The sequence below is a fragment of the Microcoleus sp. ARI1-B5 genome, assembly GCF_036705795.1.
GTDB lineage: Bacteria > Cyanobacteriota > Cyanobacteriia > Cyanobacteriales > Microcoleaceae > Microcoleus.
In genome coordinates, this window is the sequence record NZ_JAUBVK010000021.1 from 110139 (window position 1) to 121706 (window position 11568).

An 11568-nucleotide genomic window follows, 5' to 3' on the forward strand; every position below is an offset into this window, starting at 1 on the left:
CATTAACTTTTAGCAGTCATAGCCCCAATCAATGTCTCCACCTTAGAGCCTGCCACGGGCTTCGAGAAAAAGTATCCCTGACCGTAGACGCATTTCAAAGCTTTGAGCTGAGTTATTTGCTCGGATGTTTCCACCCCAGTTGCAATCATACCCATATCTAGCTCCTGCGCGATCGCAATAATTTTTTGGAGAGTTTCTAAATTAGCGTGATTATCCTCCAGCCCGCTGACCACAGAGCAATCTAGCTTCAAACTGTCGAATTTCCCATACTTCATGCGTATCAAGCGGTGGAGGCGAGTTAAAGATCGATCGCTCAAACCGCAGTGATCGATTTGGAATTGCACCCCTAAAGCTTTGAGTTTCACAAACACAGCGGTAGCCAACTCAGAATTGTCGATCGCAACTTGCTCAGGAATCTCGATCTTCAAACTAGAAGCATCAAGCTTAGTTTCCGTTAGAATTTGGTAGAGTACCTCGCTTAAGTCAGGCTGGAAAAACTGTTTGCTAGTCAGATTCACGCTGACACTTAAGGGATGGTCAATATCAAATCGCTGTTGCCAAATTCGCAACTGACTGCAAGCTTGCCGCAGCACCCACTCGCCAATAGGCAAAATCAAGCCCGTGGCTTCTGCCGCTGGAATAAACTCGTCTGGGGCAAGAAATCCGCGAGTCGGGTGCTGCCAGCGCAACAGCGCCTCAAAAGCAGTAATCTTATGAGTTTTCAGGCATACTATCGGTTGATAGTAAAGGCGAAACTCCTCAAGTTTAAGAGCCTGCCGCAAATCATTCTCTACCTGAACCGATACAGCACTGTTGGAATTTGTCTGAACCTGCGAGGAATTTCCTGCGAGTTCCGTTTTTTCTTTGGCTGTATTGGCATGCAAATTAACCGTTGAATATCCCGGTATGTATTCAGGCACTAACTGCTCTAGCAAAAACACAATTAAATTGCCATCATTCCGATGAGCTGCTTGACAAAGGGTTTCTATTTCCTGCTCAATATTTTCTCGGACAATGCGGCTGGCATTGCCGAGAATCAGAATTTTTTCATGTTCAGTTTTGTCGTAGGTTTCGCCGGGAATAAACAGTTCTTCAAACAATTTTTCTCCAGGCCGCAGCCCCGTGAAAACAATATCAATGTCTTTGCCCAACTCATATCCTGAGAGGCGAATTAAATCCTTTGCCAAGTCAACAATTCTGACTGGCTGCCCCATGTCGAGCATGAATACTTGACCCCCGTCACCGAGCACTGCCGCCTGCAACAGCAGTTGTACTGCTTCGGGAATTGTCATGAAATACCGGCAGATATCTGGATGGGTAATGGTGATCGGGCCGCCTTCAGCAATTTGCCGTTTGAAGGTGGGGACGACGCTGCCGCGACTGCCGAGAACATTGCCGAAACGCACAACTACAAAGGGTTTTCCGCTTGTTTTGGCAGCTTGCAGCACCAGCATTTCAGCAACTCTTTTGCTGGCTCCCATGATGTTAGTTGGATTCACCGCCTTGTCAGTCGAAATCATCACAAAGTGTTCGACATCGTACTTCAATGCCAGATCCAAGAGGTTTTTTGTTCCCCGCACATTATTAGTAATGGCTTCTGGCGGGTTTAATTCCATCATGGGTACGTGTTTGTGAGCAGCCGCGTGAAAAACAATATCTGGTCTGATTTTTTCAAAGACGTACTCTAAGCGATCGATAAAACGAATATCTGCTATGAATGTTGTTAATTGGGGAATGTTGATGATTTTGCCTGCTTTTTGGAGATCGGCAATCACCCTGTTGAGTTCTTGTTGAATGTTGAATACAGAGTTTTCTCCGTGTCCTACAAGAATCATTTCCGCAGGTGCTGATTTTAAAACTTGTCGGCAAAGTTCGCTGCCGATGGAGCCACCAGCTCCGGTAATTAGAACTTTCTTGTTTCTGATAAATTCGGAAACTTTCTCGACATCAGTTTGGATGGATTCGCGACGGAGCAAGTCCTCAATTTGTACTTCCCTGACGCTGCCTAAGCTGATGCGGCAGTTGATAATTTCATTGATGCCGGGCAGCGTACTGGTGGGAATTCCAATTGACTGACAAATTTCAACGATTTCTCGAATTTCTCTTCCCGGAGCTGTGGGAATGGCAATGATAACTTTAGAGATATTTAACGAGCTAACTATTTGGGGAATTTGATGGCGATCGCCTACTACACTTACTCCGCGAATCCGCAAGTTGAGCTTTTTCGGGTCGTCGTCAATGAAAGCCGCAGGATAAAGCCCTAGCTGCGGACTCCGCTGCATTTTCTGCATCAAAGAAATGCCTGCACTCCCTGCACCGACTATCAGCAAGCGATCGCAACGCTGAAATTTCCGCCGTCTTTGGCTCAACCTTTCGATCGCGGGAATGCTGAAACGAATGCCGCCAATTAACAAAAAGCTCAGCATCGCATCGAGCAGCGGCAGCGATCGCGGCAGTTTGTTGACCCCAAAAATACTCAGGTGAGCCAGCTCTTGGAACAGCATAATTTCTACTGCTAAAGCCACACCGATCAGCACCGCTATTTGTGCCAATTCGTCAATACCGGCATACCGCCAGTAACGCCTGTAGAACCCGAAGCTATAAAATACAGTTAGTTTGAGCGCAACGAACAATACAGTAGCTACCGCTAGCCCGTACAAGTAGGGTGCAAGAGTAAAAGAATCATCTAAACGAATAGCTAGCGCCAATACGGGCGCGATCGCCAAACAAATCGTGTCAATCAATAAAAAATGACGGTTTCTCAATCTCAGCAAACCTTTGCTGATTTTTCTGATTATCCGGTTCATAACACGCCCTACAACAACAACTACAGCTTACGATCGTACCAAATTGCTTTAAAATGTAGAATCTTCCTTCCCTCTTGTCTGGGAGAATCCTACTTATCCTATTTATCTACCTTTGACTGCCACTGCTTATAAGCTATTCGTAGACCCACACCCGCACGCTCCAATTTTTAACCGCTTCGGGGGGAGAACCTAAAGCAGATCGCTGAAAGGAGATCGCATAGAGAAGCTCTACTATCTGCCATCTTTTTGATTCCACTTTGATGTACGCTCTTTATTATCCCACCAACCTCTTGCTTTTGTTCTAGTATTTTAAATACTTTATCAAACCAATAATATTTAGATATATGTATAAATTGGCACCTCTGTTACAGGGAATTCGTATAGTATAGACACGGTAAATCTTTCACTTATTGAGCGCTACTGATTGATTTTTGTTGTAATAAAACTAAATATATCAAAAAAATATAATACTTAAGTATTATTGACATAGGCTACGAAATATGAGACAATAAAATAATTTTAATGTCATAAGTTTAGGAGGAATTTATGGAGTCCGCAGAAACTGGTATAGGGTTTCAGCAATACTGGCAGATTTTGAAAAGGCGTTGGTTGCCCGCCTTAGTCGTATTTGCCTCGGTTCTCGCATTAACTAGCTATAGTGTACTCAAGGAAAAGCCCGTCTATGAAGCCGAAGGCAAGCTCTTATTTAAAAAGACAAATCCTGCCTCTGCCTTAACAGAATTGGGAAAAGAAATAGGACAGTTGACTCCCGCGGCAGAGCAAAGCAACCCCTTGACTACCGAAATCGAGCTGATTCGTTCTGTTGAACTTGCAGCCAAGACCATAAAAAAACTCAATCTCAAGGATCACAAAGGCGATAATCTAACAATAAAAGCGTTTTTGAAAAACCTGACAGTAACTACTATTCGTGGAGCCGATATCCTGACGGTTTCTTACAAAGATAAAAACCCCAAAGAAGCCGCAGATATTGTAAAGAACATGATGGATTTTTATATAGAAAATAATGTGCAAGTCAATCGACTAGAAGCTGTGGCTGTCCGCCAGTTTATTGAAAAGAAATTACCTACTGCTGACAACTCTATGCGGAAAGCCGCAGCAGAACTGAGCAGATTTAAAGAAGGAAATAAAGTAGTCAATTTAGAAGAAGAATCTAGATCGGCAGTAACTGTTATGGCGACTTTAGAAAGGCAAATAGACGAAGCTAAGTCTGATTTGGTCAAAGCAACGGCTAAGTCCCAAGCATTCCAAAAAGAATTGCAGATGAATCCGCAGCAGGCATTAACGGCGAGCAACCTCAGCCAGTCTACTGCTGTGCAGGAAGCTCTCAAAGAATACCAGCAGGTAGAACGGCAGTTGGCAATCGAGCAAAATCGCTATCTGGACACTTCCCCTATAATAACTAGGCTAGAAACTAAAAAAGCTACCCTGAAAGCTCTACTGGACAAGCAAATACAGCAGGTTCCTGGCGGTCAGCAACAAGGGTATGACGGGAATTTGCAGATAGGAGAAGTGAAGCCAAAACTGATCGAAGAGTTGGTCTCCGTCGAAGTAGAACGGCAAGGTTTAGCTCAGCGAGTTTCTCTTTTATTAAACGCGCTAGCTAGCTACAAGCAGCGGGTGCATAATTTGCCAAATCTGGAGAAAGAACAGCGCGAATTATCCAGGAAACTGCAAGAAACTGAATCTGCTTATGCAGAATTGCAAAAAAAACTTCAGGAAATTCGGATCGCAGAAAGTCAGAAAGTGGGTAACGCTCGCATTATCCAAAAAGCTAGTGTTCCTCAAGAACCAATTGCTTCTCGCAAATCTCTATTGCTAGTTTCGGGTAGTTTGCTGGGAACCTTGTTCGGTATAGCTACGGCTCTAGCTTTAGAATCTCAAGACACATCTGTCAAAACTATTGAAGAAGCGAAGGAATTGTTTGGGTTTACCTTGCTGGGTGTGATTCCTGCGCATAAATTTGAAAAAAATAGCTGGCGAAATTTCCTGCGGCCTAGTTCTGGTGCTGGGGATTCGGAACCATCTTCTCGACAGATTGTTGTGAAAGATACTCCTCACACTAATGTCAGTGCTGCTTACCGGATGCTTCAGGCAAATCTGAGGTTTCTCAGTTCTGATACAGAACTAAAGGTTATTGTGATTAGCAGTTCGCTGCCGCATGAGGGGAAGTCTACAGTAGCTGCTAATTTGGCGGCGACTGTGGCTCAATTGGGACGAAAGGTTTTGCTGGTAGATGCGGATATGCACCGTCCGGTTCAGCACCGAATTTGGGAACTTCCGAATCAGGTGGGTTTGAGCAATGTGATTGTGGGACAAGCTGAATTGAAAAGTGCGATCGCCCAAGTGATGGATAATTTAGAAGTGCTCAGTTGTGGCGTGATTCCGCCTAACCCAATGGCTCTATTAGATTCGCAGCGGATAACTTCTTTAATTAAACAATTTTCGAGTAATTACGATTTAGTCATCATTGATAGTCCTTCTTTAAACGTTGCTGCAGACGCTCTCATACTGGGCAAAAAGGCAGACGGTATTTTATTGGTGGCGCGGCCGGGGGTGCTTTATTCTGGGAGTGTGGCTTTTGCGAAGGATTTGTTAAAGAAATCCAGTCAACACGTGCTCGGTATGGTTGTGAATGGGGTGAGTCCCAAGAACGAACCGCACAGTCATTATTATTTTACGAATGAGTCTTACACTCAAGTAAAAAGCCCGAGTAAAAATCACAAGAGAGTGTGATTTAGGGTCGATCGGAAAAATAGGGGCAACCACGGGGGATTGCCGTTACAAAATGCTATAAATAGAGTTGCTGAGTTTTTGGCGATCGCCTGTAGAAGTTGCGAAAGTCGTGTCGAAAAAGTGCGATAGCGCGTGAAGCGGAGCTATCCCGAGCGTGAATCGCACTTCGTTTGGGCTAATCAAGAAAAGGGCGATCGATCTAATCGAAAAGTGCGATCGCCCGAACGAGAAGCCTCTAGCTGCCTTCCGTACTGCTAGGGACAGCCTCTAGATTGACATCAGCATTAAACACAATGACAAAGTGAGCATTGGGGATTAACTGTCGGATAATCCGCAGATGGCCTTCAGCATCAGAATGCCTGAAAAAATGGGCTACAGTGATTCGCTGCATATTGGGCAGCAAACGAACTATCAGCCACCTGTTGAGGCGGTCTTTGTAAGGCATAATAAAGTTGGTCTCCATTTAGTGTGGGATTTGTCTGCACGGGAATGGTCGCCAAAGCCAGTTCAATGCTTGTCGAGGGCGCGGACTGGCTTTTGACTTTTTTTCAGACTTAGCGCGTATAGTTCCTAATTTCAGAGAAGACTAGAGAAATTAGGTTGTTTATAGTCCTTATTTTTACCAAGGGCTTTCTATAAAGTCAATAGTTTTTGACCAAAATTGCCTAAAATAATTAACTATATATAGTCAATTAATGTAGATATTCAGTTGATTATATATAGTCAACTGAATACATATAATCAACTGAATGAGGGATAGATAATGACGCTGGGACAAAAGTTAAGAAAACGACGTGAAAGTCTGCGTTTAACTCGGATACAAGTGGCAAGGGCGTGCCATGTTGTGCAGTCCACGGTAATCAACTGGGAGACTGACAGACACGTTCCAAAACTCTATCCAGCACAGTTCGTAGCGCTGTGTGATTTGCTGAAGTTCTCGATCGAAGATTTGGTGGAATAGTCTGGGGAGTTGAGGCGGGTGGGTTGGGATCTCGCACTTTTGGCGTCGAGTGCGATCGCACTTCCTTTGAGCTAAGGCTGGGGGAAAAAATAAACTGTGCAAATGATATGAAAACCGGTATCATAAAATAGTCGATAGCTGAGCAAAATGTGATGAATATATCTTTGACTTCAGAACTCGAAAAGTTAATCCAAGAACAGGTAAAAAAAGGTAAATATTCCTCAGCGAGTGAGATGGTAGGGGAAGCTTTGCGGTTGTTGTGGGAGCGCGATCGCATTAAGGAGAAGCGTCTTGCCCAGTTGAAGGAAAAAATTCGAGTAGGGATAGAAGAATTAGATCGCGGTGAAGGGATTGATGGGGAAGACGTATTTGATGAAATCGAGGAAGATATTTCTCGGATAGAGGCTCAAATGCAGCAAGCTGAGGAGGCAAAGTAATGACTCGGTATATCTTAGCACCTTCAGCGAAACGTGAACTCAAAGAGATTGTCCGCTATATTGCTCAGTTTAACCCCGATTCTGCTAGAAGACTCAAGGAAGCGATTAAGCAGCAGTGCAAGTTATTGGCTGATTTTCCTAGTATGGGGCGAAGTCGGGATGAATAGGGGGTTGGTTTGCGGAGTTTTTTGGTGGAGGATTACTTAATTTTTTATCGCGCTGTCAGTGGCCATATTGAAGTTGTCAGAATAATGAGCGGTTATCGAGATATAGAAGTGCTTTTTTCGGGCGAGTCTAGCAGTGAAGAGGAAGAGGAGATTTGAAGAGAAGGGGCGCAAGTAGAAGTCATTTATCTAATAGCTGAATAGGCTCTCGCTTTAAGTAAAATCATCAGATGTTCTAGCTGTTCGCAAACATCTAATTCTGCTATTTCCATTGGAGTGAGTGTCGATTCGCGGTTTTTGTCAAGCAAAATTTGTAGGCGTGTCTGAGCATTTTGTGAAACCTTAAAACTAACAATGTCTTGTGGAGTAGGAGTCTGGATCAAAAAGTCAAGAACTTCTTGATAAACTGCGGGAATATCGGCAGTATTAGTTTTAACTTCGGGTTCGATAGTTGTTGGCTTTTTAGTGAATTCTAGAAGTTGCCAAAGCAGTTCGGGCAAGCGATTTTGCAGCGGTTCTAGACGTTGAGCCAGTTCGTCGGGAATTTGAATGGTAATTGTTGCCATTTTTGTTGGTGATTGACGCTCTCATTTAATTTTAGCACTGTGGAAGTGCGATCGCCCTTATTTGAGAAATGCAGGGTGCGATCGCCCCGCGAGATCGGGTAAAAGTGCGATCGCGCTTCCCGATTTTGCTTATTTCACTCCAGTAAGCAAGTGCCAATGTAAATGTTTGGCATAATTGCACTTCAACTTTTACTCATACTCTTCTAACTCAAATTCCATAACTCCCAAATCGCTGTCATTTGCCAGCCAGATTTTTGCTGTTTCTAGCGTTTGCCTTGCCAGAGATATTTTTCCCATATCTATATAACACTTGATTAGCCCGATTGTGGCTAACTTTAGTTTCAACTGGGCCTGGATTTTAGCAGATTCAAAATATTTAATTGCGGACTCAGGGCGATCGCTGACAGCATATTCAAAATTTCCCAGTTCAAGACAAGGCTCTATGGCATCAGGAGCTAATAAATGAGACAGTTTTAAACTTTCCACCGCCATATCTAGAGAAGGGAGATCGGAAATATGCTCTGTATCTAAGAGTTGAATAATTTTCGCCCGCTTGACCAACAAATCAATTGAGCAGGGGTAATCCGCCAGCATTTTTTCAAGTAACTTCCATGCTTCCCCATACTTTTGCTGTTCGTAGAGATTAGATAATTGCTCTTTTGAGTCTAAGTAAGCTTGAATATTCATCATTATATTTTCTCCATTAAGCGTTGTTCTTGTTCGATTAGTTTTTTCAATTTGGCTACCTCTCTAGAGGTTTTGGCCTGCTCAACTATCTCAGCATAAGTCAGATATTCTAATTCTGATGGATAATCTTTAACCCGCTTAAGGCTTTCTGGAATTAATACTCTTGCTTGCTTGCCTTGTATGCTTAACTCTTTTGATTCTATTTTAGCATGGGTTATGGGATAAATCTCAAATATCAAATCGGTTGACGTTTGAACGGAAAAATTGTAAAATTATAGTTAGAAGTAAAAGTCGCTCAAAAGGAAGAATTAAACCGTGCAACTAGAAGAATACTTCAACTTTCTAGCACCTGATGACATTCGCTTGAAAGATTCGAGGATTGGAATTGAAACTATCCTGTACGAGTACATTTATCGAGCTCGCACCCCAGAGGAAATTGCCAATATTTACACTTCGCTGAGTCTCGAACAAGTTTATGCGACTATTCTGTATTATTTGCATAACAAAGAAGCTGTTAGCAAGTACATCGCTGACTGGTTGGAATGGGGACGCAGAATGCGAGAAGAACAGCAGCGAAACCCGTCGCCTGCGGTGCGGAAACTGATGCAGTTAAAGGCCCAAAGACAAGGCAAAAAGGCGAAAGATGCTCAAATATCTCATGGATGAAAATGTCAATCCAATTTATATTAATCAACTGCGGCGGCGGGAATCAGATTTGATAATTCGGGCTGTGGGAGAACCCGATACTCCTCCCAAAGGTACGTTAGATCCAGAAATTCTCATATGGTGTGAAGTAAATAACTTTGTGCTGGTGACTAATAATCGCAGATCGATGCCAGTACACTTGATGGCTCACATTGCTCAAAATCGCCACATACCTGGTATTTTGATCTTAAACCCCGATATGGGTATTGGGGAGACACTTGAGGAGTTGATGACGATCGCTGGAGGTTCTTTTGATGATGAATATCAAGACCAAATTGTTCATTTACCAATTCCTTGAATTAGTTGAGGCTTGAGTTTTGGGAATTGCGCGCTCGCACTTTTGCAATATAATTAGTTAAGAGCGATCGCCCTTCCCGATCGCGGTTGTTTCACTTTACTTAGCAAGTGCGATCGAACCCTAATTAACTATGTTGTCGTCAATGTCTAGATTTTGTTTTAAAATTTCTGAAGGTAGCGGTACAGTTATTTGCAGGAAAACATCAATTGTTATCTGATTATTCTCAAGCATTATATTACTTACATTAACTTTACTATTTTCACATAAACCGTCTGGAATAGGGAATTTAGCAGGTGACTTAGTTTTATATCCAGCTTCCTCAAGCCATTCAGCAATATTTCTCCAGTTACCTATCTTTTCATTACATTTGCCGATCAGACCTTTAACATACTTATAGATACTGGCGCAGAGGTCACTTTCAACGCCTTTAGCATCCTTCCCCAGCTTTTCGGCCATTTCACCGGGACTGTAGCCACAAAGTAACCCCCGCAAGTGTAGCTTCTCAACGGGGGTGAGTCGTTTTCCCTTAGCCGAGGCCAAGTCTGTGTAGAGGGTTTCCAAGTCCCAGTGTTGGGCGGCTTGGCTGAACTGCTCGTTGGGTGCCATAGGTTGAGGGGTCGAAAATTCCTGATGTAATCCTAACATAATTCCTGATGTAAGCTGTAAAAATCTAAGGTACAGGTAGCTTATTATAAGTGAAAGCTGAAAAGCAAAGGGTGCTGTTTGCAAATCAAAACGTTTGCGAGACTGCTTTTTAGTCGTTACTGACTATAGTTAGCGATCGAACAGGAGACACAGGCGAAAACCTGATGTACTTCTGGCTTTGGTTGCAGTCTTGGGCACGGGAAGAAAATTTTCTAATTTATTTTCTAGGATTTTGCATAATTTTCTGAAATTTCCCAGATATATAAACAGGAGGCTGTAGCAGGTCTTCTTGGAAAGGATCTTATTTCTGGGCTTTTGCATAATTTTGTGGATTTGGCCAGATATATAAGTAGGAGGCTGCAATGCGCCTTCTGCGGACTGAGATATTTGTGAGTGCGATGGTCAAAGCTTTGCTATGCAAAATTTTTGTTTTTGTAATCAATACCTGATTTTTGCATAAAAGTTAGGGCGATCGCGCGATCTAAAAATACAAGCTAGCAAGTCATTTTTTCAGAGATGGAGAAAGACTTTTAGCTCGAATAAGCATAAATCTAGTATTCACACTGAGATTGCAACATGAACATTAATGGAACGTGGGCTGACGATACTCTCAATGGCACCCCCGATGCAGATTTAATATTTGGACAACAAGGCTCTGACTTAGTGTTTGGCCGTGATGGAGACGACTTAATCTACGGCAAGCAAGGAGATGACAAGCTATACGGTAATGAAGGTAATGATACCGTCTACGGTGGCAAAGGTAACGATACAGTTTACGGCGGCAGAGGTGACGATCGGCTATTTGCTAATGCTGGAGATAACTTGATATACGGCAACGAAGGCGAGGATACAGTTTCTGGCGGAATAGATAACGATACAGTTTACGGTGGTAAAGGTAATGACAGCTTGTTTGGCAACTTGGGGAATGACATTCTCTATGGAGACAAGGGAGCAGATACATTAACCGGGGGGAATGGTAACGACACTTTTTTTATTGGCAAAAATACTGGGGGTTCTGAGCTTTCGGATGCCGATTTTATTGTTGATTATACAGACGGTGAGGATGTAATTAAGTTAAGCAGCAATCTGGCCTTTGACGATCTCAATATTTATGTGGGCACAGGGGTTAATGCTGGTAACACGATTATTCAGGATGACGTGACAGGCAATTATTTGGCAGTGTTGCGGGGTGAGAACAGATTGACTATTGTTGATGCTAGCGGGGTTGTGACTGTGAACCCGGAGCGTTTGCCGGCTCCGACGCCGACACCTGCGCCCACACCTGTGACGACGCCAACGCCTGCGCCGACTCCGACACCTGTGACGACGCCAACACCTGCGCCGACACCTGTCACAACTCCGACACCTGTAACGACACCAACACCTGCGCCAACACCTGCACCGACTCCGACACCTGCGCCGACACCTGTCACGACTCCGACGCCTGCGCCGACGCCTGTGACGACTCCGACGCCTGTGACGACTCCGACGCCTGTGACGACTCCGACGCCTGTGACGACTCCGACGCCTGTGACGACTCCGAC

The 11568-nt window shown here is 43.8% G+C and carries 14 protein-coding genes; 7 read left to right on the forward strand and 7 right to left on the reverse strand.

What is annotated here, in order from left to right; translation table 11 throughout:
• Positions 1–2: 2 nt before the first annotated feature.
• Positions 3–2807, reverse strand: coding sequence for a polysaccharide biosynthesis protein (locus QUB63_RS25040; RefSeq protein WP_332948038.1), 2805 nt, complete (start codon positions 2805–2807; stop codon positions 3–5).
• A 546-nt stretch (positions 2808–3353) separates the two neighbouring features.
• Between QUB63_RS25040 and QUB63_RS25045 the strand changes: the two genes are divergently transcribed.
• Complete coding sequence (locus QUB63_RS25045) at positions 3354–5561, forward strand: GumC family protein (RefSeq protein WP_332948039.1); 2208 nt, start codon at positions 3354–3356, stop codon at positions 5559–5561.
• 235 nt (positions 5562–5796) lie between these two features.
• Here QUB63_RS25045 and QUB63_RS25050 read toward each other — a convergent pair whose 3' ends face one another.
• Positions 5797–6006: a hypothetical protein gene (locus QUB63_RS25050; protein ID WP_332948040.1), complete on the reverse strand. Its 210-nt coding sequence runs from the start codon at positions 6004–6006 to the stop codon at positions 5797–5799.
• A 318-nt stretch (positions 6007–6324) separates the two neighbouring features.
• On the opposite strand from QUB63_RS25050, the gene QUB63_RS25055 reads away from it, so the two are divergent.
• The 3 genes from QUB63_RS25055 (at position 6325) to QUB63_RS25065 (ending at position 7126) form a co-directional block, all read left to right on the forward strand.
• Positions 6325–6522 (forward strand): helix-turn-helix transcriptional regulator, encoded by a 198-nt coding sequence (locus tag QUB63_RS25055; RefSeq protein WP_332948042.1) that lies wholly within the window; start codon positions 6325–6327, stop codon positions 6520–6522.
• Between the two features lie 152 nt (positions 6523–6674).
• Positions 6675–6959 (forward strand): type II toxin-antitoxin system ParD family antitoxin, encoded by a 285-nt coding sequence (locus tag QUB63_RS25060; protein WP_332948043.1) that lies wholly within the window; start codon positions 6675–6677, stop codon positions 6957–6959.
• Complete coding sequence (locus tag QUB63_RS25065; RefSeq protein WP_332948044.1) at positions 6959–7126, forward strand: type II toxin-antitoxin system RelE/ParE family toxin; 168 nt, start codon at positions 6959–6961, stop codon at positions 7124–7126. The genes QUB63_RS25060 and QUB63_RS25065 overlap by 1 nt, the downstream gene beginning before the upstream one ends.
• Before the next feature lie 182 nt (positions 7127–7308).
• Here QUB63_RS25065 and QUB63_RS25070 read toward each other — a convergent pair whose 3' ends face one another.
• The 4 genes from QUB63_RS25070 to QUB63_RS25085 are packed head-to-tail and all read right to left on the reverse strand — an operon-like array spanning position 7309 to position 8615.
• Positions 7309–7689 carry a hypothetical protein gene (locus QUB63_RS25070; RefSeq protein WP_332948045.1) on the reverse strand — a complete coding sequence of 127 codons (381 nt, stop codon included), beginning with the start codon at positions 7687–7689 and terminating at the stop codon, positions 7309–7311.
• A gap of 31 nt (positions 7690–7720) precedes the next feature.
• Complete coding sequence (locus tag QUB63_RS25075) at positions 7721–7846, reverse strand: hypothetical protein (protein WP_332948046.1); 126 nt, start codon at positions 7844–7846, stop codon at positions 7721–7723.
• 32 nt (positions 7847–7878) lie between these two features.
• Positions 7879–8379, reverse strand: a complete 501-nt coding sequence (locus QUB63_RS25080) for a hypothetical protein (protein WP_332948047.1) — start codon at positions 8377–8379, stop codon at positions 7879–7881.
• Positions 8379–8615: a hypothetical protein gene (locus QUB63_RS25085; RefSeq protein ID WP_332948048.1), complete on the reverse strand. Its 237-nt coding sequence runs from the start codon at positions 8613–8615 to the stop codon at positions 8379–8381. Before QUB63_RS25085 ends, QUB63_RS25080 begins: the two co-directional genes overlap by 1 nt.
• Before the next feature lie 76 nt (positions 8616–8691).
• Between QUB63_RS25085 and QUB63_RS25090 the strand changes: the two genes are divergently transcribed.
• A complete protein-coding gene (locus tag QUB63_RS25090; protein WP_332948049.1) occupies positions 8692–9042 on the forward strand; it encodes a DUF433 domain-containing protein in 351 nt (116 codons plus the stop codon).
• Positions 9020–9379, forward strand: a complete 360-nt coding sequence (locus tag QUB63_RS25095; RefSeq protein ID WP_332948050.1) for a DUF5615 family PIN-like protein — start codon at positions 9020–9022, stop codon at positions 9377–9379. The genes QUB63_RS25090 and QUB63_RS25095 overlap by 23 nt, the downstream gene beginning before the upstream one ends.
• A gap of 120 nt (positions 9380–9499) precedes the next feature.
• Here QUB63_RS25095 and QUB63_RS25100 read toward each other — a convergent pair whose 3' ends face one another.
• Positions 9500–10108 (reverse strand): helix-turn-helix domain-containing protein, encoded by a 609-nt coding sequence (locus QUB63_RS25100; RefSeq protein ID WP_332948051.1) that lies wholly within the window; start codon positions 10106–10108, stop codon positions 9500–9502.
• Positions 10109–10600: 492 nt separating this feature from the next.
• On the opposite strand from QUB63_RS25100, the gene QUB63_RS25105 reads away from it, so the two are divergent.
• Positions 10601–11568 (forward strand): calcium-binding protein (locus tag QUB63_RS25105; RefSeq protein ID WP_332948052.1); only part of this gene is annotated, 968 nt, incomplete at its 3' end.

Coding starts and splice junctions, on each gene's coding strand:
- QUB63_RS25040 (WP_332948038.1), bottom strand. CDS start 2,807: ATGAACCGGATAATCAGAAAAATCAGCAAAGGTTTGCTGAGATTGAGA.
- QUB63_RS25045 (WP_332948039.1), top strand. CDS start 3,354: ATGGAGTCCGCAGAAACTGGTATAGGGTTTCAGCAATACTGGCAGATT.
- QUB63_RS25050 (WP_332948040.1), bottom strand. CDS start 6,006: ATGCCTTACAAAGACCGCCTCAACAGGTGGCTGATAGTTCGTTTGCTG.
- QUB63_RS25055 (WP_332948042.1), top strand. CDS start 6,325: ATGACGCTGGGACAAAAGTTAAGAAAACGACGTGAAAGTCTGCGTTTA.
- QUB63_RS25060 (WP_332948043.1), top strand. CDS start 6,675: ATGAATATATCTTTGACTTCAGAACTCGAAAAGTTAATCCAAGAACAG.
- QUB63_RS25065 (WP_332948044.1), top strand. CDS start 6,959: ATGACTCGGTATATCTTAGCACCTTCAGCGAAACGTGAACTCAAAGAG.
- QUB63_RS25070 (WP_332948045.1), bottom strand. CDS start 7,689: ATGGCAACAATTACCATTCAAATTCCCGACGAACTGGCTCAACGTCTA.
- QUB63_RS25080 (WP_332948047.1), bottom strand. CDS start 8,379: ATGATGAATATTCAAGCTTACTTAGACTCAAAAGAGCAATTATCTAAT.
- QUB63_RS25095 (WP_332948050.1), top strand. CDS start 9,020: ATGCTCAAATATCTCATGGATGAAAATGTCAATCCAATTTATATTAAT.